At 39.7% G+C, this 22,326-nt stretch carries 17 protein-coding genes and 3 pseudogenes; 10 read left to right on the forward strand and 10 right to left on the reverse strand.

Annotated features, from left to right (window positions below):
• Positions 1-54: 54 nt before the first annotated feature.
• Positions 55-1,164, forward strand: a pseudogene (locus L876_RS23075) (tetratricopeptide repeat protein); the annotation flags it as partial.
• Positions 1,165-1,281: 117 nt separating this feature from the next.
• Positions 1,282-1,392, forward strand: a pseudogene (locus L876_RS23305) (SEC-C metal-binding domain-containing protein); the annotation flags it as partial.
• A 64-nt stretch (positions 1,393-1,456) separates the two neighbouring features.
• Here the strand turns inward: L876_RS23305 and L876_RS0115180 are convergent.
• From L876_RS0115180 to L876_RS0115195, 4 genes are all read right to left on the reverse strand, one after another.
• Entirely contained in the window at positions 1,457-3,310 is a 1,854-nt protein-coding gene (locus tag L876_RS0115180; RefSeq protein WP_248674634.1) for a DEAD/DEAH box helicase family protein, read from the reverse strand.
• A 50-nt stretch (positions 3,311-3,360) separates the two neighbouring features.
• Positions 3,361-5,358: a DEAD/DEAH box helicase gene (locus tag L876_RS0115185; RefSeq protein WP_028764582.1), complete on the reverse strand. Its 1,998-nt coding sequence runs from the start codon at positions 5,356-5,358 to the stop codon at positions 3,361-3,363.
• A 351-nt stretch (positions 5,359-5,709) separates the two neighbouring features.
• The gene (locus L876_RS0115190; RefSeq protein ID WP_028764583.1) at positions 5,710-7,962 is read right to left on the reverse strand and encodes a VIT domain-containing protein; all 2,253 of its coding nucleotides are present in this window, start codon (positions 7,960-7,962) and stop codon (positions 5,710-5,712) included.
• Positions 7,959-8,387, reverse strand: a complete 429-nt coding sequence (locus L876_RS0115195; protein WP_028764584.1) for a helix-turn-helix domain-containing protein — start codon at positions 8,385-8,387, stop codon at positions 7,959-7,961. The genes L876_RS0115190 and L876_RS0115195 overlap by 4 nt, the downstream gene beginning before the upstream one ends.
• A 172-nt stretch (positions 8,388-8,559) precedes the next feature.
• On the opposite strand from L876_RS0115195, the gene L876_RS0115200 reads away from it, so the two are divergent.
• The 3 genes from L876_RS0115200 to L876_RS0115210 all read left to right on the forward strand — a co-directional run bounded on the left by L876_RS0115200 (position 8,560) and on the right by L876_RS0115210 (position 10,079).
• Positions 8,560-8,835 carry a hypothetical protein gene (locus L876_RS0115200; protein WP_028764585.1) on the forward strand — a complete coding sequence of 92 codons (276 nt, stop codon included), beginning with the start codon at positions 8,560-8,562 and terminating at the stop codon, positions 8,833-8,835.
• A 162-nt stretch (positions 8,836-8,997) separates the two neighbouring features.
• Positions 8,998-9,648, forward strand: a complete 651-nt coding sequence (locus L876_RS0115205) for a HEPN domain-containing protein (RefSeq protein ID WP_028764586.1) — start codon at positions 8,998-9,000, stop codon at positions 9,646-9,648.
• A 101-nt stretch (positions 9,649-9,749) separates the two neighbouring features.
• Positions 9,750-10,079: a hypothetical protein gene (locus L876_RS0115210; protein WP_051413154.1), complete on the forward strand. Its 330-nt coding sequence runs from the start codon at positions 9,750-9,752 to the stop codon at positions 10,077-10,079.
• A gap of 111 nt (positions 10,080-10,190) precedes the next feature.
• Here the strand turns inward: L876_RS0115210 and L876_RS0115215 are convergent, their stop codons facing one another.
• Complete coding sequence (locus L876_RS0115215; protein WP_428829724.1) at positions 10,191-10,391, reverse strand: helix-turn-helix domain-containing protein; 201 nt, start codon at positions 10,389-10,391, stop codon at positions 10,191-10,193.
• 136 nt (positions 10,392-10,527) lie between these two features.
• On the opposite strand from L876_RS0115215, the gene L876_RS0115225 reads away from it, so the two are divergent.
• From L876_RS0115225 to L876_RS0115240, 4 genes are all read left to right on the forward strand, one after another.
• Positions 10,528-10,734, forward strand: a complete 207-nt coding sequence (locus L876_RS0115225; protein ID WP_011919780.1) for a hypothetical protein — start codon at positions 10,528-10,530, stop codon at positions 10,732-10,734.
• An 8-nt stretch (positions 10,735-10,742) separates the two neighbouring features.
• Entirely contained in the window at positions 10,743-11,903 is a 1,161-nt protein-coding gene (locus tag L876_RS0115230) for a tyrosine-type recombinase/integrase (RefSeq protein WP_028764589.1), read from the forward strand.
• A 4-nt stretch (positions 11,904-11,907) separates the two neighbouring features.
• On the forward strand, positions 11,908-12,141 hold the full coding sequence (locus tag L876_RS0115235; RefSeq protein ID WP_028764590.1) for a hypothetical protein: 234 nt from the start codon (positions 11,908-11,910) through the stop codon (positions 12,139-12,141).
• A 272-nt stretch (positions 12,142-12,413) separates the two neighbouring features.
• Positions 12,414-12,788, forward strand: coding sequence for a hypothetical protein (locus L876_RS0115240; RefSeq protein WP_028764591.1), 375 nt, complete (start codon positions 12,414-12,416; stop codon positions 12,786-12,788).
• A 379-nt stretch (positions 12,789-13,167) separates the two neighbouring features.
• Here the strand turns inward: L876_RS0115240 and L876_RS0115245 are convergent, their stop codons facing one another.
• The 5 genes and pseudogenes from L876_RS0115245 to L876_RS21885 all read right to left on the reverse strand — a co-directional run.
• Positions 13,168-14,478, reverse strand: coding sequence for an ATP-binding protein (locus L876_RS0115245; RefSeq protein ID WP_028764592.1), 1,311 nt, complete (start codon positions 14,476-14,478; stop codon positions 13,168-13,170).
• Between the two features lie 211 nt (positions 14,479-14,689).
• Positions 14,690-17,719, reverse strand: coding sequence for a tyrosine-type recombinase/integrase (locus tag L876_RS0115250; RefSeq protein WP_028764593.1), 3,030 nt, complete (start codon positions 17,717-17,719; stop codon positions 14,690-14,692).
• Entirely contained in the window at positions 17,712-19,928 is a 2,217-nt protein-coding gene (locus L876_RS0115255; protein ID WP_028764594.1) for a site-specific integrase, read from the reverse strand. Before L876_RS0115255 ends, L876_RS0115250 begins: the two co-directional genes overlap by 8 nt.
• On the reverse strand, positions 19,918-20,493 hold the full coding sequence (locus L876_RS0115260; protein ID WP_028764595.1) for a hypothetical protein: 576 nt from the start codon (positions 20,491-20,493) through the stop codon (positions 19,918-19,920). Before L876_RS0115260 ends, L876_RS0115255 begins: the two co-directional genes overlap by 11 nt.
• A 125-nt stretch (positions 20,494-20,618) precedes the next feature.
• Positions 20,619-21,770, reverse strand: a pseudogene (locus L876_RS21885) (Y-family DNA polymerase); the annotation flags it as partial.
• 417 nt (positions 21,771-22,187) lie between these two features.
• Between L876_RS21885 and L876_RS22555 the strand changes: the two are divergent.
• Positions 22,188-22,326 (forward strand): helix-turn-helix domain-containing protein (locus L876_RS22555; RefSeq protein WP_156029416.1); only part of this gene is annotated, 139 nt, incomplete at its 3' end.

A 22,326-nucleotide genomic window follows, 5' to 3' on the forward strand; every position in this document is an offset into this window, starting at 1 on the left:
GCTAAGCGTTTTGGGTTGCAAATCGGGGAAGATTACAGTCATGCAATTGAAGTCATGACGGTATTTCCTGAATACGCTTTGCTCAAATATCGCCAAATACTCGAACAAATTTGCAGTAAGCTTTGCTCTCAACATCAGATCCAAATCGAGTATTTTGACACTCTCCACTCACAGATTAAGGAGTTAAAGCATCAAGGGTGGATAGATGGTCGGTTAAGCAGTGTATTTAGTGAGCTTAAAAAGCTTACTAATAGTGCCGTTCATAAAACACTTTCTCAAAGTGATGATTCTGATTTTAAAAACAATCCTGAATTTCAGCAGCTAAGGTCACAAGCTGATGAAAATCGAAAGTTGCAGTTAATTAAAGATGCTGAGCGAGGAAGAGAGTTGTTGCTTCAGGTAATGACTGCTTGTGGTAAAGAGTTCAAGTGCATAGCAAAAAATGAAACGCTAGTTATGGCCAAACTCGAAAGTCTTGAGCTGAATACCTTAATTTTAAATGCATTAAATTCAAATAGTGCTCATGAAAAGTTTATGGGAGGTAAAGCAATTGAAAAAATGCTTACTGAACAGCAGGCTGAGTCGGAATCACTTATTGAAAATGATGTTGACACTGCCCATAGAAAATCACAATTAAAGATTGCATTGTCGTTATATAAAGCAGCTGTTGATATCGATGCAGAGCTTGATGACCTACCTATAAGTATGTGGGGAGAGCCAAATAAAGCGGCTGATTTAAGGTTTAGTCGCAGTAGGGCTGAGTACCTTTTTCATTTTGCAGACATCGCGATAAATGAGGATTTAGAGCTAGGTATAGAAGATCAAGGTTTAACGGCTTTGCGAATTGCTGCAAAGAAGGGGTTTGCACCGGCAATGGCTCTATTAGGGGCGAGGCTATACACAGAAAGCCAATTTAGTGAGGCTTATGAGCTATTAATGGCTGCAGCAATGTCTGATAGCATGCTCGCTTTACGTTTTTTATATCATTATTACTCTGATGGGGAGGCCTGCGATAAAGATCCTGATTTAGCAAAGCAATATATTGAAAAAGCCTGTGAGCTTGGTTGTACTCAATCAATGATTAACATCTCTTATGACTATTTCAATGGGAATACTTTTTCAAAGGATATCGATAAAGCCAAAAAATGGATGAAATTGGCTAGAGACAAAGGTGATGTTAGAGCTAAATTTGCTTATGAAGCTTTCTTCGGTAACAAACTTCAAGAAATTACTAAAGCTTTCACAGATGAATTAATGGACAGGCTAAATGAATTTGGTGTAGATAATAAACAGCAACCAATATCTGTTGGTCAAAAAGTTGGTGTTAATGAACCTTGTCCTTGTGGCTCAGGTAAGAAGTATAAAAAATGTTGCCGAAACAAACTAATCTGACGAAGGCACCAGAAAACTGGGTAACTGTCAGATCTGGTCTGAGCTAGTACACTTTTAGTTGAATTTAAAACACGCTGTTATGCTTGATCCTACCACTGTGTAAGGTCTCATCGTTTTGTATCGTCGAATCGGTTCGCTCTTGAGAGTAATCACCTCGTTGATAGAGCAAGATTAACGTGTCATCTAGCTCGATATCAAATAGCATACAAATTTCTGCCATATCTTCGATGTCCATCGCACGCTTGTAGGCGTCCATTTGACCTGACAAATTGTAAATACTAAAGATACTGGCCATCACTCGTTTATCTTCGGTTTTCTCACCACCTCCAGGATTAACAATGCGGTTAAATTCGACTAATTCACCATTATTTAAGCGCTGAGTAAAATGTTGTGCCCTAGATTTAGCACAACTAGGTGTGTAGTCATTATAAGTGACACCATTAACCCATTGAGCCTTAATCCAGTTTTGATGATTACCTCGTAATGCGCGACCTTTTTTGCGAAATGGGCCATCATTATCGAGAAGTTCTTGCCGAATAAGCTGAATGGCGCTTAGTAATTCAGGGTCTGTAGTCAATGCGCTATAATTGAAGTCTGAATCAGTAAGCTTACCAGGTACGACAATGTAACCTTTGGTTAAATATATTTTTGAGTCATCAAGCTTTCTGATCACTTTAGTGTTTACTGTTGGTGCAACAACAGTGCCTCTGTCGAATCCTCGGACATCATACTTAGTACAAATTTGTTCAAATACGTCCAGAAGTCCTTCAAACTCTTTGTCCTTATCTCGGGACTCTAAATGCGCTAATAACTCACTGTATGCTCGAACCGCATCTAGATTGGTATAGTGTTTTGCCTGTCTATTTTGATGATAGCCACATGCTCGACCAATGTTGGCCTGGACCACTGCTGCAATGTTGGCAATACTGCTATCCCACGTATTGATTAATGTCTCTTTCATTTCCTGACCAAAATTAACACCTGCACGAAATCCTGCGACAGTTATAGCAATCATTTTTTCATCAAATAGACTCGCCGTTTCAAACTCTCTTTTTAAATCATCAATGGAGCAGAGTTCATGATCCTCAATACCGACTAACTTTTGGCCAACTATGTGAATTTGGTCTTCATCAATACCATTTTCGAGTAAGATCTGTTTTGCCAACCTTGCTTGGCTACTTGGTACTCTTACGAGAGACCAACCAGTACCAACATGTTCTTTAAATTGCCTAATAAAGCGCTTTCTCATCAGCGATTCTTCACAGAAATCTCGGTGATTTTCATCAAGTTTAATAATCTGGTTGAAGCGGTGCATTTGGCGAATTCCATGATATTCGCTGCTGGTTTTATGGAATACTAGGGAGGTATTGAAGTTGTGGCGCAGTATCGAGTCTGCACCCGCAGCATAAAGAGCGCTGAATGGTGTTGCGGAAACAAAAGCAACTCGGCAATGAATATTATCCATTTCTAAGTAGCTGAACACTTTATCATAACGAACACTGTCGCTACTTGAACCGTAGTGGCATTCATCAATGATAATAAGTTGTGGTTGATGATGTTTAAAATCCACTTTTAAGGCTGTTTCGAAGTTTGTAAAGTTGCTTACAACGACATTTTTACATGGTGCCAAATCTTTTTTAGCTTGTTCTTGCAGGGCTAAATCTGCCATGGTGATTAGGTAAAGTGTATCTTTTAACTTTTTTCTATCGCTAATGAAATCATCAGAAAGTGATAGTCGTTGTAACCCAGCTAACGCTAAAGCAATCCCTGACTTACCTGATTGCATCTCTGCGGCAATGACAACCGCTCTTGAGCCCGTATTGAATTTAGAGAATGTATTATGAGCGGCATCTCGTTGATGTTCAAATGTATGTTCCTGAATTGTTTGTTCAACATAGTGCCGATGCTTTTGCGTCATTGTCATTACTCTTAAATCTGGTCGGGGGAAGAGCTCCGCCCCCTTTATATTTAGTAGGTCAGTTTAGCGGTATCAGAGAAATGAGATTCATCACTGAGTTCGCCTGATTTTGCAGGTAATTGATTGTGTTCTTTTTTGAGCAGTGAACGTTCGAGATCATATTCACCACGTTTATAAAGAACGAACATGGTGTCATCTCGTTCAATACCGAAGTGATCGCACATCTCCCACACATCTTCGGTAGTCATGATTTTTTTATCTACCTGCCTACGGGATATGTTGTAGACGCTAAATATAGAGGCGGTAATGAGTTTATTTTCTGACAATTCGCCAGAACCAGGTGCCACCACACGATTGAATTCAAGATATTCACCTTGATCAAGCATTTGCGTGTACATAATGGTTTTCTCTTTTTGTGTGCCATCTACTCGAGCTTTTTCTGGATTGTTGTAACTGTCACCATTGATCCAATGTGCCTTGATCCAGTTTTTGGTTTTGCCCCGCATTGCTCTATTGCCTTTCACGCTAGGCGCACCTTTAGCTGTAAATTCATTTCTTATCAGATCAATAGCTTGTAATAGATGTTTGTCACTAGTGTATTGACTAAAATCTGAATCATGGTCTAGTAACTTTGCGGGTACAGCTATGTAATTATTTACCTTGTAAGTTTCAACATCACCAATAGGTCTACGACGCTTGTATTTTATGGTAAGGCCTACATCGAGACCATTTACCTGGTACTCCTGACAAACGTCTTCAAAGAATTCTTTTAAGCCATCGAAGTCGGAGGCTGCAGATTCAGAACATGTTTTTTCAAGATGGTCTAAAATTGCAGCATAAGCTTCAGCGGCATTAATATTGGTATAGTGCATAGATGAGTTATTACCGTGATAACCACAGGCTCGTCCTATATTTGCTTGTACCACCGCAGCCACACTAGCAACTGTGCTGTCCCAGGTAGAGATAAGGTTATTTTTCATCATGGCACCAAAATTAATACCAGCTCTTGCTCCAGCTACAGTTATGGCGATTAGTTTATCTCCAAATAACTGTGCATCATCAAACTCTTTTTTAAAACGTTCAATACTGCAATGTTCGTCCTCGGGCACACCACTAAGTGAGTTTCCTAAAATATAAATCGAATTCTCTTCCAGGCCTTGTGAGATGAGAAATTCCTTCGCATTCATTGCACTGCCTGCAGGAACTCGAACTAACGACCAACCAACACCTTGATGATCTTTAAACTGGTTAATAAAAGCATCACGTTCAGCTGAAGGATAAAGAAAGTTTCTGCTATCACCTTCTAAACTTTTAACCTTGTCATTGTGAAGCATTTCTCTCACGCCATAATACTCTTCACTTGTCTTGTGGAAAACTAAGCGAGTGTTGAAGTCTCGGCGGAGTATAGAGTCTTTTAGTGCCTTTTCAGCGATATCATTAGCTTCGTTGAATAATTCGTTGTCTTGTTTCGACTCTGCTTCGGCTTGCAACTCCAACGCTTCCTCATATTCTGTTTCTGCGCCATATAGAGCACCAAATGGAGTTGCTGAAATGAAGACCACTTTGCAAGAGTCATTTTCCTGCTCTAAGTAATCGAATATTTTGCTATATCGAACTGCTGAAACATTCGAACCGTAATGGCATTCGTCAATGATAATGAGTTTAGGGGGATTACCTTTGAATTCGTTCTCAAGTGCTTTTTCAAAATTAACAAAGTTGCTAACGATTACGTTTTTGGCAAGAACTAAGTCATCTTCAGCTTGTTCTTTTAGCGCTGTATCAGGCATTGTTACTAGATAGAGTGTATCTTTAAGATGTCTTCTCTCACAGATGTCGTTATCACTGAGACTTAAGCGTTGCTGGCAGCATAAAGCTAGAGCAATGCCTGATTTCCCCGCTTGCATCTCCGCAGCAGTGACCACAGCTCTAACATTTCCCGTAAGAGCAGAAAATGTTTTTGTTGCCGCATCGACCTGATGGGCATGTAAAGCATCACCCTCAAGAATATCGGTGACAAGTTGGCGGTGTTTTTGAGCTTGTTCAATCATTGCTTTATGCCTTCCCTGGGAATAATAGAATATTTATACAAGATTCTAACCGATAAGTCTCAATATAAAGATGATAATCATTAGTTTCGATACGAATGCTAGATTGAAAAATCTTGATTGTGAAGTGGTACTTGTTAGCTACAATTTTTGACTTAATTTTAAGTGTTTATACGGTACCACCAGGAGCCATCATTGCTCCTTGGTCGTATTTGAACATTTCCGGTGCTATGTGATTTGCCATTGGCTAGGTGAACGGTACGCTAAGTAGCTGAATAGATCCTTAGCAATATGGGATAGGGGGGGGGAAGGCCGAACCGCTTTTCTTCGTGAAGAATCGTTCAGCCTTTATTTTTAGATCGTCTGGGGAGCCAGTTCTTGTTTCATTGCTTCTTTAACGGTATTTATCAGGTCTGCACTGACATCAAGCTCTTTGCATAACACTCTAATCAGGCGAATGACATGTCGGCTAAACTGGTTGTCAGGATTAAACTCGTTATAAAGGCTTAACCAAGCTGCCACCAACTTCTGCTCGTGATAGCCTGTATGTTCCAGCTGGTAGAGTATTTCAATTATTGTTTCTTTCTCACCTAACTCTTCAATATCGTAGATATCAAACTCACTCATGCCCATGTCGTTATTGGGAGTGAACTCACTGTTGAGTGACTCAGCTAATGAGTGATGATTTTTTGCTTGAAGGCGAGTCAAGTTATGCACTTTTATTGGTGTGTCATCAAATTGTTGTCGCAAGAATGCCGGAATAGCTAAGCAGTCTAAATCTGGCATAGACTCTGATGAATACGTGGGCACACCTTGGCATACCACACCGCTACTTTCACCTATGACGCTGCCTAAACCGCTCTGGCCAGCAGGTATTTGGTGAGGAATTTGTTGAAGTTGTGGTATCGGAAGTTGGCCGCTATTATCATTTACTTTTACTAGAATATAGCTGGTGTGCTTGGTGAGTAATTGATACTTTTCAGCTAATGCTGTTGCTTCATTCGTATCTAGGCCCATTAACCGTTCATGGGCTGCAAGCCTCGCTATTAAACCGTTGTCATTTTGTTTGTGAGTTAGAGTGATAGTGGCGCCATAGATTTCATTCTCATTCTTGGCTTCATTAAACTCACCTTCAAAGTAAAAATCTGCCGTTGCCGGTGGATACCCTTCATAGTGACTTAACAGATTTACGGTATCGCCCAAAAATATTGTGCTTTTATGAGTAGGTAATGGGTCAAAACAAAGTGGTGCGGAATACTTGTCACTAAGGCAGAGTTGAGGATTGTGAATTCTGGTCTGCTTGATACGTTTAAAGTGTTGCAATATTCGCTTGTTCATCTGTTCGTTTGGTGTAACGAATTCACTCGCTCCCCCTGTTACTTTGGCAAGCTTAGATAAAAATGCTTCACTCACTGCACAGCCAACCCCAACCACAAAGTGACGGTGTTCAGAACGTTCTGCATTAGCGATTAATGCATCTTCATCCCACGTCTGGCCGTCTGTGATCAGTAGTAAATCAGTTGGTAAGTGAGGTAATGTTTTTGAATGATAAGCGGCACTTAATGCTGATTGCATTTCTGTACCACCAAGATTTGCAGCAAGTACATTTAGCTTCTGTTTAGCGATACTAATATTAGTTTTATCTGCGATGACCGACTCATTAAAGAGTTGCTGGTGGTTAGATCCAAATAAAATGATATTGAAGTAATCTTGGGCGTTTAACAAATTGATTATCTGAAGTAGTGCAATACGCGCTTGTTCTATTGAGTCGCCGGCCATCGAGCCCGAACAATCGACAACAATTTTAATGCAGCGAGCTTGGTACTTGATGGCTGGGTTTTGCGATGAGTCTAGCTCTGGAATAAATGACGTTAACGCAACTGTGCTTTCACCATCGTTCGCCCAATAACCTTCTCCGATATATCCCTTTGGCTTATCAATTTCTAAAATGAAATCACGATCCATAGGCTGAGGGTGTTTAAGGCTTATCCTCATTGTTTGATCTGTTACTTGATATGCCAAGTTATGTGTTGGGCTATTGATAGCCGCTCCTGCAAGCAAGCCTTCGACAGTGATCGAGAAATTTAAATTATACGATGCTGACAATGACTGTTGAGGTACTTGATGCCCAGCAATATTGCTCTTTTGTGGCTCACCATACTTAGGAGCGATAGTCGTAGGAAGGTAAAAACGAAGGCTATCACCTTGCCAGTGATGCAGCTGAGCGTAGCGGATTGAGATAACCGCTTCTTGCTCAGCTAATAGATTACCCAAATTAATACAGTATAGGCCATCGGCTATTTTACTGAGTAGCACAGCGGTATCGCCACTAACAATCGCGTCTTCGTAATCTTCTTCTGCGGCCTTATTTGCTTTTACATGTCCTTGAAGCGCCTCACCATTTAATTCGACTTCTAATGAGGTTAATACAGCGTCAATGGGAAGGGGGAACGTGTAAACAGTTTCAATATTGTTTGATGAGTTATTTTTATATTGTTGCTTAATCTCGACTTCAGAAAGCACACCAGTAAGTGTTGCCGTTATATCGACAGACTTAAGCGCTACTTGCTCACCTGACAACGACGTTAACCCTATTTCACTGTTCATTTATCTTCCTTATCGCTTAATGCAATGCGTTGGTACAACGAGATTATTTCGAGTGTTAATTGTTTAGCTTGTTCAGGTGTTAGGCCTGCCTTACTTGGATTCAAGGTGAGTGATATGCCTTCATCAATGTGTATATGGCTGCAAACTTCAATATCACCAGGTTGAGCACGTTTAAGTGGCGGCAAAGGTTTTGTGCTGCTTTCATCAAATAGCAGCTCACTGATGCGCTCAAGTGACAACCCGGCATCTTGCCATTTCTTAATTTCTAGCAATCGCTCTATGTGTTCTTGAGTATAAAAAGCACCTCGACCACTGCCTTCTGGAGCAGGCATTAGAGACTTCTGTATGTAGAAGCGCACTGTGCGAGGTGTTAGCTCAACCAGTTGGCAAAGATCATTTAAGGAATAGCGATTAATTTTTTTCATGACATCAATACTAGACAGTGTTAGTGTTTAGATCAACTGTTAAGTTAAAACTAATCACCCACGTAGCAAATATTTGAGAAAATGAGCTTGGTATTGGCTAATCATAAATTCGTTCATCTCCCGATATGGCGGTTGCTGGAAGCAGTAACCACCTCAAAAGAGGAGAAAGAAAATGAAATACAAACGCTCGCTGAGAAGGCATCACTACGACCGTAAGAAGCTAAAAGTTGCTAATTGTCATTACTTTGGTCACTCAAAGGTGAAATGGAATTTAGAGCTGAACTTGAAATTAGGTCTTTATGCCAATACCCCTAAAGCTTGGTCTTGTAGTTGTTGCTCAAGTCCGCGGAAAAATAAAAACCTTAAATTAAAGGATAGGTTGTCTGTGCAGGAAAAAATTAGTTGTATTGAGCTAAAAGAGTATATTTTTATTGACTATACTTATTAGCATTTTAAATGCAGGAACCCACAATAGCGTTATTTTAAACTGAAAAATGAAGGGTGTGATCGTTGAGGTGTTTTATATAGCTGGAATAGTGCTAGGTTAGTGCTGCTGTTCAACGTTAATGCTGCATTGTATTGCGGTTCAAATTGAAAATGTGAGGTAGAAATGGATTTTGACTCTTTGAAAGCCAAACAACGTGAAATAAGGGGCCGTTTTCCTGAAGGTTTAGCTTTGCGAGTTCATCGCTCGTTGAGTTGGTTGGCTAAGTCTGAACAGTGTATGGATGACAAGGATAGTCAGTTTATCTTTCTATGGATAGCCTTCAATGCTGCTTATGCGCAAGATACTGAAGTTTTGAGGCATACGGAGTCTGAGGCCTTTGCTAAGTTTATGTCTAAGCTTGTGGAGTTAGACAAAAATAATCACCTTTATTCTCTAGCTTGGTCAGAGTTTTCTTCATGCATTCGAGTTTTATTAGACAACAAGTATGTGTTCCAACCTTTTTGGGACTTCCACAATGGGAAGTTGAATGAAGAAGAGTGGATAATACGTTTTGCTGATGCAAAAGTAAGAGCAAATACAGCGCTTTCAACTAGGCGAACTGATTCGCTAAATACGCTAATTCTGCAGCGTTTATATACTTTGAGAAATCAATTGATCCATGGTGGAGCAACTTGGAATAGCTCTGCTAATCGCGATCAAATTCGAGATGGCGTGGCATTTCTATCGAAGCTAGTGCCTATTATTATTAACATTATGATGGATAACTCCCATGAGCTGTGGGGGGATGCTAATTATCCTGTTATCAAAGATTAATGTTATTGATTTTAGTCGTCTATAATCTTAATCAGTAACAGCATGGGCAGTGAAATTTTTGTACCTATGGTCAGAAGCTAGTTCAATAAAAGGAATTTATTATGGCAGAATTACAATTTTATAAGCTCACCAAGACTCCTAGTGGGAGAGAGCTTTGGACATACATGGCTGCGGTTCTCGAAGCAACTGGTATGGATAAAGGAAAGGTCTATCCTTTGAAAAAGTTCCTTGGGAATTTCAAGACACACCTTGATAACGGCAGAGTTTTGCGTGTTGATAAAGGCTATCAGTTGACTCCAATAGGTATTGATTATTTTCAAGATCGATACAGCGCGAATAGCCGCCAGCATATTGAAAGGTCTGAGGTTGAGAGCATGCTAAAAGGTATTAAAACTGGACTCGGTTCTGGGGACTGGGAACCTTTAAAATAAACTAGTAGTCAATAAATTTAATGGCTTAGCAATCCACTCGTCTGCTAAGCCAATTTATGGGATTGGCCTACAGTCTTAAAAAGTCTTATGCTTAATGTATTTATAAGTCAGCTAATTACGTTGTATCTCCAACAACTCGCCAATTTCCACATCTAAGTATTTGCACAGTTTTTCGATGACATCTAATTCAACACGGGTAGCCGTTTCATTATAGAGGCGGGTGATAGTACCTCTGTTGATATCGGTATCCCTTGCTACATCAGCAACCTTAAGCCTCTTCTCACCGAGTATTCTGGAAAGATTACACTTCAAAATGTTCTCCAATAATAAAAAATGTTCTCCTGCAGGTGAAAAAGGCTTGCAAAAGATAATAAATGAGCATAAATTTGTTCTACAGGAGAGCAAAAAGGCTTTCTGTGAAATCAAATGACCTATCGGAGAGTATATTATGTCTAACACCTATTTAACAGCTGAAGAGCTGTCTCTGCGCATTAAATATGATGCAAGAACGATTCGAGATCAGTTAAAGGATGCGATTCTACTTGAGGGAGTGCATTACATTCGACCATTTGGGGGCCGTAAAATTCTGTTTATTTGGGAAAGCGTCGAGCAATTGATGCTGTTTGGCTACTCAGATGTTCTACCAACTAAGTAGGAGGCTGTATGGGTAGTATTAACTCTCGAAATAATAAGCTGTATCTCGACTTTAGATTCAAGGGGATACGTTGTAGAGAAATGACCATGCTTGAAGATACAACAGCTAATCGAAAAAGAGCAAGGGCAGTACTTACTCGAATTGAAGCGGAAATTCAGCTCAATCAATTTGAGTATGCTCGTCATTTTCCTAACAGCAAGCAAGTTGAGAAGTTTGAAGCTTACGACCGGATGACTGCTTTAAGAGATGCTTCTCGTACTGTGCAAGTCTCAATTTTTGTAGAGCAGTGGTTGCTTGAAAAGAAGGTGGAGTGGCGCCCATCGCAGCTAAGAACTATCGAGGATATCTTAACGTTATACGTCTTACCTCGCTTTGGTGAGCGGGAAATCAATTCGATCACTAAGACTGATATTCTTTCTTTTCGAGCGGATTTGGTCGATGGACAAGCTTTTGCAAAGGAGCTTTCTGCGTCACGGATAAATCAAATTCTGTCACCGCTTAGGGTAATTCTTAATGATGCTGCGGAGCGATATGAATTTGTTAGTCCCTGGAAGTCAATAAAGCCTCTACCAGTCAATCGTAAGCCTGTGCATCCCTTCACATTAGATGAGGTGCTTAAGTTTATCGACTTTGTCAGACCAGACTTTCGTTGCTATTTCTTGGTGCGCTTTTTCACGGGGTTACGTACAGGAGAGATTGATGGATTACAGTGGGAAAACGTTGATTTTGAACGTCGTCAAATCCTAGTGCGTCAGTCTTGGGTTCGCAATAAGTTGGGGCCAGTGAAAACCAAAACGTCATTACGCGAAATTGATATGAATGACTTGGTTTATGACGCTTTATTTAAGCACTATAAATTATCTGAGCGTAGCGGCTTTGTGTTCCAGACTTCTGGCGGAAAACCTATGAACAATAAGAATATGTCTTATCGGGTTTGGTATCCGACACTCGACATTTTAAGAATCTCAAGAAGAAATCCTTATCAAACCAGGCATACGGCGGCAACGCTCTGGTTAGCATCAGGGGAGTCTCCCGAGTGGATAGCGAAACAAATGGGGCATGCCAATACCAATATGTTGTTCACTGTCTACTCTCGATATGTGCCTAATTTAACGCGTAAAGACGGCAGTGCCTTTGAAGCATTTTTGAACCAAAAACTAAGAGGATAACCAAATGAAATCAAATATCGTTAAGAACTTAGCTTACTATTTATGCCAACGTTTGTATTGTTTACCGACTGGTCGTGAACTCAATTTTTTGGTTGGGAACGGAACTGGACAACAAAACATTGATGCAATAGCTGACTGGATAGGGAAGAACTATATTAAGCATCAAACGGTTGATATTGATTGGTGGGAGATTCAACTGAGGAAGCACCTTACTGCGAAAGGGGTTCTACTGGATTGATCCCAAATGCTATGGTTTTATAACATCACTAAGCAAAATACACCGTCTAAAGCAGAGCGGTGTATTTTGCCTAGTGATGTTCGCTAAATGCATTTAACTTAATGGATAAAGTAGGGCTCAAATTCAGAGAGTTAGTGCCACACTCATTGTTATGTGAAGAAAATCATCAGAATAATTTGCCCGCAATTCAGCTGTTTACGCTGGTTGCGGTTCCAAGGGACTTGATGGATGACTCGTCGTGTTGTATTGAATACTTGAAATCGAGAGGGTATATGAAAAATATTAACGAATTTGATGAGTACAGCCTCAATGTTGGGCTGCAAACGGTCCTAACCATACTAGATAAATGGGGTTGTGCTCCGCAAGACGTCGCCAAGTTACTGTTAATGCCAAACTATGACTCTACTCGATGTTATGAGGCAAAAGGTTTGAGTGAAGCTCAGGTTATTAGGCTGAGTTATATTCTGAATATTCACACAAGTCTGAAATGCTATTTTAGCAATCCTGATAATGTTTATGACTTCATGAATATGAAAAACAGCAACCCTCCATTTTATGGTAAAAAGCCCCTAGACGTGCTTATCAACGGCACTGAACAAGAGTTTGAGGTGGTGATGAATGCTTTGGACAGTTTAATCATCAGGTAACTGTACCGCTGGTTTTTACTGTTGCCTAAGAAGTTTTACTACTTAGTGTCACAATGGACGCTTCGAGTGTGACACTAAGTATTTTAATCGTCTCTATTTTGAGTTGGGCGGATGTACAATTTTATGAGGTTCGAAAGTAAAGATCATGGACGGCATCTAGGTGCATTATTGCCTAGCCATGATCGTCTGTCTTAATTAGAAGTGGCTTAACGAATTTAACTAGGGTGACCGAATTCATTTGACCAGGTCAGCTCAATATGGATGCTATGGCATCCACGACTGATAAGCCTGAGTGTCGAATGGCTGGCATCAAGGTCTACAGATTGTCACCTATAAAGTAACTTTGTGTAGACACCGGGATTCTAGTTAACGTTTTCTACTATCTCTGTGGTAAATACTGTGTGAAATACAAAGGCATCACGATATTGGTTTGTTCTAACGCTGATGAGCCTTGTGTGCCAGTTAACTTAAAGGTTTTACTTGGTGCGCATTTTTCAATGTAGGATGCCAGCGATTTTGCCCGTGTACGTTTGCCACTTTTTACTTCAACAGGGATGATATCTCCTTCATCGGTTGCCAAAATAAATTCGATTTCAGCGCGTGCGTCATTCCATGAATAGCTTGGGTCAATGCCAATGGCAGTGAGCTCTTGTTGCACAAAGTTTTCAGCCACATAGCCTTTGTATTCGTAGTTTTGTTGCTTAATCTCTTTATAACGACTGCCTAGCATATGATTGAGCAGGCCCACATCAAACATAAATAGTTTAACCATGTTTTCTTTTTTATAGGCCGCCAGAGGTGATTTCGGCAATCCTTCAATAGGGTAGTTCGGCAAGGCTAAGCGGCAACAGTTAAGCCAATGGATCGCGGTTTCAAAATCGCTATAACGAGATTTACGCTCATGCACATGTTTAAATTTAAAGCGCTTAACGGATTCATCACTGACAATTGATAACTGCGCTGGAATACTATTAAACACAGATTCAATCAGAGTGGCATCGACCTTGCCCGCGTACTTACCAAAATCGCGGCGATAACCTTCAACTAAATCGGCATGAATTTTAGTGACTTTTTCAACACGCTCTAGAATGCTTGAATCCTTAAACTGATACCAAGCAGAAACGGCTTCTGGCATACCACCGGTAAAAAAGTAGTCTGTTAGTTTATCCATCATTTTAGTGTGAACCGCCGATGTGCTTGCTTGACTATCAAACGCTTTGATCAGTGCTTGCTCGTTTGATGCGTAAATAAATTCTTGGAAGGTCAGTGGTCGTAAATTGTATTGTTCAACCTTGCCCACAGGGAAGGTGTTGAGCAAACCAATATTTGATCCGCTGGCTGCGACAAAATAGGACGGTGCTTTTTCGGCAAAATACTTAAGCGAAGTAACTGCACGTTCACATTCGCCAATTTCGTCTAATATCAGCAGATCGGTTTCTGGGTTGAACGCCTGATTGGTCAACAGCTCAATGTTCATTAATAGCTCATCAGGTGACAGTGAGCCATCGAACGCTTCTTTGTAGGCGGGATTTTCAAGAAAGTCGATACGCAGGATGTTGGTAAAGGTGTTGCCAAACAACTCTTGCAGCAGATAGGTTTTACCCGTTTGCCTAGCGCCATCAATCAATAGTGGCTTGCGTACAGGTTGTTTTTTCCATGCTATTAGGGCGTTGAGTAAGTTGCGCTGCATTGTCATTTCCCGCCAATTAAGACTGTTAACTGTCTATAGTATAACTGAGTCTACACTTTTACGCGCAGAAAAGTGTGGAGTTTTACATTTTTATGCGCATAAAAGTGTGATTGCGTTCTGGTCGAGTATAAAACAACTCCTCAATAGCTATCTTTCTCAAGAACCTAGTTGAGCATGTAATGTGCCAGCGGTGAACTAGCAGAGCAAAGCCTTATTTGTTGTTCATCATCATTATTCCCATCATATGAAAGAGAAACATTAGCGCGTTAGACGAGTATTTTTTCTGCTTGCGGCGGCCAATGATCTCTTTTTCGTCTGAATGTCTTAGCTCTAACCACACTGCACCATTACCTGTGCGGCCTTTATGTGAAGATGGCTTTGATCTGAGCGCCTGAATACCTTTGTAAGCGTCTCTCCAATGTTCTTTCAGGATAGAGTGGTTAATTGATAGTGTTTGCACTCGCCATTTGCTTTTAGGTATTGCAAATGAAAATGTCGCGATAAAACGTTCTAAATCTTCAGGTTTTGAAAAGTATATCCCTGACTTACTATTGCTTTTGTTGTTGAGTGCATATGCTAGCGCCCACTGGATTGCTTGGGGGGTATGTGGGTACTGCTGTCTAACTTTTGTGATAATGGAGTCAAGCCATTTTAACTCAGATGAAGCGCTTGGTTGTGAGGGGAGAAGCGATTGAGAGCTGCGCTTAGATTGTAATCTAGGAGTGTTATAATGAGTCTTTATTGCCATTAGCGCGGTAGCATTAGTATGCCATTTATCGATAAGGTTCGATTCAATATGGTATTTGAAAGCTAGTTCAATTGGATCAATACCAAGCTCCATTTGCTTTAAGATTCTGTAACAAGTATCGATATTTATAATGGGTTTAGGATCCGACTCCGGTTGAATTGCAGTTGTATTTTTGGGATTTGGCGTCTTAATTGGTTTGAACTTTAATTTTTTCACAGTGTAGCCAAGAAAGGTCGCCATACTCCAGCTGGTATCTGTTTTATTTAATTTTGCCAAATGACTTAGATTTCTGCGAGAACCAAGGGCTAAATTCTGTAACTGTTTTTGCGTTACCTTTAGCTTCATTCTAAGCAAGTTGGAATAAAGTACTAAATCGCAAAAGTGGAAGTAGTTACTGAAGCATGTTGCTGGGGATGAATGTCCATCAAATGCGGCAATCGCATAATATTTATTACGTAGGTTTTTACCTCCTATTGTGTCGGTTATCTTGTTGATTTGCTTTAGTGAATAGGGAACAATTTCTGGATAATTAACACTGTCATCACCTAGTTCAAAAATTAACTGTACTCTAGATATTGCACTATGCCTTAAGTGATGAAATACCAAATGCTCAAGTCCTGACAGCTGTCTGAGGGCTGTTGATGTGAAATTTGAGATCAGGAATTTATCTATTGGCTTGCTGTTATCTTGTCCAATGGTAAAGGCTAAACGAGTTTCTGCAGCATTGATGTTTTCTTGTCTTGTCAGATTTAAGAACGTTGTAATAATCTTTTTTTCATGTTCAAGCAGTAAAACGTATAGTGGTACTTTACGACGAGAAGACGGGGTTTTGTTATTCTCAAATTTATTTTCTCTTATTTTTAGCCAGCCCTCTTGTGAGTTTTCTATATCTATTAGTCTAAGTTTAGTGATCTCACTAATGCGTAAGCCGCATCGATAAGCAATTATCAATATACTTTTTATGATCAGCTTATTATTAAAGTCTAAATCTGCTATTTTATCCGCGGTTTTTAATAGCACTTTAAATAGGGTTTCATCAATAAAACCAGCACTAGTATGGTTTTTATATTTCGAGCCTTTTTTAATTGGTTCAAGTAGCAAAGGGAAGCCAAATTGTTGAACAGCAAAGGCGTGAAAGTCACTCAATCGAGCTGCTAGTTGAGTTTTGGCCTTCTGGCCATTAGTTAGTTCAATCAATTCAGTGTAGAGATCTTGAAAATCTTGTTCATCGTCCTCGTTTAAATTTATTGATTCAGTTTGATAAAGCCATTTTCTCGATAGGATCGAATGATAGGTACGTATTGTCGAAGGCTTACATGTGTCGAGCTTATGTATAAACCATTCGATTAGCACTTCTTGGGCCGTCGACAGTTGACTTTCACTTACAAGCTTTTGTAATTTTTTTGCCAACGAGTCTGATGTCAGCTTCTTGTTGTTGCTTTCTTTTAGTTCTTTGGATAATGCTGAAAAGAACTTTGATGATGGCAAAGTCGGTTTAGCAAGCTTTATTTTTGTTGGTGAAGCTTTCCTCAGAGCGCTATAAAAATTAAGACTAGGATGTACTTTAATGGGGCTTGTAACTAATCGAGCTAAATTCGCTTTAGGTAAGCTATACGCGATGTTTCTGCCCATTGAATACTCAAGCATTGCTTGAGATATTCTCATGTTTGGAAAAAATGGAATAAGCGTGATAGCCGATTTTACTAATTTCTCAAGACTATTAGGCAGAGGCACATTGCCGATATAGTCATTAGTGATTAAAGCATGAATCGCTTTATTGTCTATGGGCGCTTGCCAGTCAGCATTTGTGGGGGTTCGTTTGAGTGTTAAAAAATGATCGATACAGCTAATAGTCAGTGGAGATAAATACCAAGTGAACTCGGTTGTCTTTTTGCCGTATTTTACGATATTTGTATGGTAGCCATGTTCATCAATTTCCAGTGATATAAAAGGTAAATTATTGACAGTTGAAATATCTAACTGGGTATTTAATTGTGCTGATATTGCTTTTACTAAGTGGTGATTAAGGCAACCTGAGTAACAAATAAATGAGATAATAATGGAGCGGTAAGCATCTGATATATTAGTGCCGTGCCCATGTTGCGATAGCTTGTCAAACCAATTGCTATATAGCTGATGGAATGCAGCTCCTTCTTGCATAATGACTTGATTATATATCGTTTTATCAGCCTTTTGCGTAACAATGAAAGACGGTATGTCTAAGTCGATACCGAGTGACTCTGCTCTCTTGTTGAAAACGCCGACACAGTGATTAAAGGCTCGTTTTAGATCCGAGTTTGAGTTATACGCATGTTCTATATCTTCTACCAATTGAAGCCAACGAGTATTAAAATCTTGTGAGGCAGGAAAGCTAGCTTCACTCGGGAAATGTTTGTCTATGAGCTGTTCCGCTTTTTTTACTACTTTAAGTTGATGGCGTTTTCGTTGTTGTAGCCGTTTTTCTACACCAATCTCCGTCGAGTCCTTAGACAAATGTAATCTCCTTACAATCAACAGAAACTAGTTTTGTGTTAATCGTGTTACTGATTATCTTTAAATCATTGATTGAATATGAGCAAAACCGTGTAAATGCTGGCTCATTTAGTTCGGCATGCCCCATCCAAGCTGCAATTAGCTCTGGAGGTACATTTTCGTCAACGAGTAATGATCTCACATAATGTCGATGCCAATTCAAAGGTAAGGGAAGTACACTATCAAAATGAGCGGTCATGGTTTTAGGCGTCACTTCTTCTATTGCGCCATCGTTGATAAAGAAAAACAGGTGTTTCTCGCCAGATATGGCGTCCTGATAACGTTCTGTAACTTCTATTTTGAGGCTCATGGAGTCAACTTTTCCAGCTTTTAAATAGCGTAAGTAGTGTTTCAAAATACTCATAGCGATATCAGGAAGAATAATCATTCGACCCGATAGTGCTTGATGCATTTCTTTGTCAGAGATCCAAAATGTCGAGTTGAATAAATTATAGTCAGTGACTTTTCCAAACCATCCTGTAACGGGTCGATAGCCTGAGGATATTGCAAGAGTAAATAACACATAGTAAGTGATGAAGTTATGTTGCTGTTGAGAGTATCGGTCTGAAATCTCAGATATATTTTTTTCTAAGGTTCTGAAAAACTTTCCCAAAATTTCATCATTCATCACTAGCGGGCTGCCGATGGGGTGTTTCTCTTGATGAGCATGTTGATTGTTGGGTTCAAATTTATGCGACTTGCTTGATAAGTTCTCTAAATACAATAAAAAACGACAATATATCTGATTTACATCTAGCTCATATAAGTGAGTGTAGGATAGTTCGGGGACGGTTTTAGTCGTTTTACCTTCAATTAACGCGATAATTGTTGGATCTATTGACTCCTGTTTTAGTGTATGACGTAGGTAGGATGATATTTTGTTTTCGGTTAAATTTGTTCCGTGTTTTTTATTAATGTAACTCAGTAGTTTAGAGGTTTTTTTCAATGTTAAGTCGTCTAAGTCATTCAACAAAATTGTTTTTATATCGAATGGTAACCTAATGAAGAATGTTGTCTTAGTTGGTGATATCAGCTTAATTATTCGCTTGCGTTGGTTCTGGGTTGGTAGCTTGTGCTCTTGTATTAAACTGTTGGTTTTATCGTCATACTTTCGCTGGCTAACACGCTCTAATGATGAGCCTAATGTTAAAGATGCCAGCAGGAATGAGCGCGTTTTTTCGCAAACTTTTTCAGGGTCCATGCAATATGAAAGTAATGTTCTAATTTCAAATTTTGTTGCTTGCTGGATATCACATGGAAGGCACATGTGGTTTTTTAATATTTTATTACTGATCGCTTGAGCGCGTAACTTCTGTACTGCATAACCACTTTTATTAGGCATCATCATCGATATCATAAACATCTTTTTCTTATGCTCTGATGAGGCTTCTTCTGTTGCCCAGCCTTCTTGATGTGTTTGAACCTCTATAAATTCAGTAATAGTATCAGAGCCATCATTCTCTACAGGGTTGATAATTAGCCTTGTTCTGGGAGCTCCAGGATCGCGTAGTGTAGTACCTCGTAAAATGCCTTTATTGTGGTTGTAGCTGTCATTATAAGGAACATAGATGTTTGATATTTGATGTCCAACTTTGGAACTCTTGTTAACTTCTAGTTTTTCCTTTCTTTTTAGATCTAGTTCATCAATTAATTTTTTCATCTCACTATCAATGACATCAGGAAGATTATTGGATAGCTCATTTCTTTTTCCTAGAGACCATTGCCTAATTTCATTGCAGACAGATTTGATCGCCGATTCATGTCTCCCCATGGTGTATAACTTTGCACAGACCAATAACGTTATCGCCTTATATTGTTCAAATTGTTGGTGGTCTTGAGAGGGGGAACGCATGACACTTGCTATAAAGGCGCTAAAATAATATTTTTCAAGTTGCTTTTCCTTCACTAGCACTTGATACAAAAATGAGAGGTTATTTTTATGCGCTTCAAGATCTGCTTGTGTGTTTTTTACCTTTTTTTTAGCTAAAAATTTTATTGTAGTCAGCTCTGGGAAGTCTCTCTGGTAGCGATGACTTAAGACTTCAATTAGGTTAATTATTTCATCTGCAATACAGGAGTGATAATCAGTCAATTCTTCAGGGAAGGCATTATTTAAGGCATTTTTTAATGTTTCAATATTAAATCTTGAAAGCTCAGAATCAACGTTCATCTGCCTCTCCGATGACTTGTTCAAAAAGTGAAACAGACATTTCTTGTTGAGGGGGCTTGTGACGAGACTTTTGCTTGGCGATAGTATTTTTAGCTTTGCCTGTCATTTTGGCTAATAATTCTTCGCTTAGATGTGATTGGTAGTAGAGCTTATTAGCAACGTCTGATGGAATTTTTGCATTGATATTCGAATAGATTAAGTCTAGATAGTCGCTTGAGACTGAGCTTAGTAAAGTCTGGTACAGAACATTTTTCCATGCAAATAGCTTTATATCCTCATCGGCGATATCTTGATGTATGAGCACTGTGGTATCAAGAAGGTTGAGATTGGCAAAATCAAATATCATGGATTCGAAACCTGCAAAAATATGTAGTTCGGTTTCGATAATTTTCCCTTGAAGAATGACCGCTTCATTTAGCAACTTTTCGTTGAGCAATCCTTTTTTTATCGCATCAGAAAATTGAAATCGTAGTGATTTTACGAATTCGAATGCTGGATACGCAGCAAGGTGGACCTTGATGCCAGAAATTTGCTTCGCTTCTCTCTTCGATAACAGTGCAACCATTGCTAACCAGTTTTCATGAATCCATATGATATTTATATAAAATAAAACCCGTTCTGTGAAGTTCGATGTAAAAGCACGGATTGTTACTAAATGATGTTTTTAAGGCAACAACGCCGTTATGCTGTCTAACATTTAATCCGAGGAATGTCTGACCAACGTGTTGTATATTGCGGTGTTAGCAAGTCTCGCCTCATTTGCCATTTCGGTGATACGCCTTGGCCAGCAACAAAAAGCGAGTCAGTTCCATAACGCGCATTGATACAATCAAGCGCCTTCATTAGAGTTGGACTTTTAGGTTGATTGAATAAATCTTGTTGAAAGTGCTTTTCGCTACATAGCTCAACCAGACCTACACCAACTTTGTAGTAACGTACCCCAGGTTGAAATCTTAGGCTACTGTCACGCACTGCCTTTTCTATCAATTCGCAAGTATCATTCGTTGGTATCTCCAAAGGGAGCGTGATTTTAAATCCTGCCGGACGCTCATCAAACGGTGAGTTACTCGCAAAGACAAGCATCGTTTTGCAAAGGGAACCTTGTTGTCTTGCTTTGGCTGCTGCAATAGCAACATGCTTAGTGATGGCTTGCAGTAGTGATGCTTTATCGGAAATACGGTTACCCATACTCCTCGTTGAAAATATTTGTTTCTTATCAGCCCTTGCTGAATCCCATCCTTTGCATGGAATGCCATTGAGTTCTCTTACTGTCCGCTCGAGCTCAATACTAAATTGCTGACGTGCAACACTAGGCTCCATTTGGGAGAGCGCTAGTGCTGTGTTGACCTTCATGGTCTCAAGCCGTTTTGCGATACGCTTACCAACACCCCAAACATCTTTAGTTTCCATCTTGCTGAGGATGTCCTTGCGTTCCTCATCGGTGGTAATAGCACAAACACCGGCATAGCCTGGCAGCTTTTTCGCAGCATGATTAGCAACCTTGGCTAAGGTAAGGGTAGCGCCAATCCCAACACAAACAGGTAACCTTGTTTCTTTCCAAACGGCTCGCCTAAGTTTAAATGCGTGCTCAATTAGGCATGGTATTGCGGGATAACAGTGCTTAAACGATAAAAAAGACTCATCAATGCTGTAGATGTGCTGCTGTGGAGCAAAGCGGCCAATTACCTCCATCATAGATGCAGATAAAGAGCCGTAAAGCTCATAGTTTGAAGACAACGCGATAATACCTTTTTGCTCACAAAGCCTTTTAGCTTCAAAGTAAGGACCGAACTTTTTAATTCCTGCTTCTTTCGCCAATCTGTTGGCCGCAACAATGCAACCCACTGTTACGACTAGATTGTGACCAATTGTGTGAATTTACATTAATAACAACCTAATAGATTTTATGTCGATCTTTTACTCATTATCATTCTAATTTGAGAAAAGTGAGCAACATCAAGCTTAATTTTCACACATAAATAATAATCACGATTTAAGTGGCACTTCTTTTTTTAATGATATAAATCATTATCTTTCAGTTTTAAAATTCTGCAAGTGGCACTTTTATCTTAACATTAGATTTATTTATGGAATATCTGTTGGTGAAAGAAGTTAACTGCTAATGAGATTTTAGAAAGGGGAGGATGTTGTCAGCCCGAATTCAGATAATAAGTGCACCACTCATGGTTAAACGGTGAGGAGAGATCAACTGCCTGTTGGTGATACTCTGTAGTCGCCAAACAAACATGAGTAGTTGCCATGAATTACAAGCAGTTGATCGAGGGACAACGATACCAGATTGAAGCCTATTTACGCGAGGGTTTCAGTTATCGGGAGATAGGAAAACGTCTGAAAGTAAGTCACAGCACAATCAGCCGGGAAGTCAATCGCAATCGAA

The sequence above is a fragment of the Shewanella colwelliana ATCC 39565 genome (assembly GCF_000518705.1).
Lineage (GTDB): Bacteria > Pseudomonadota > Gammaproteobacteria > Enterobacterales > Shewanellaceae > Shewanella > Shewanella colwelliana.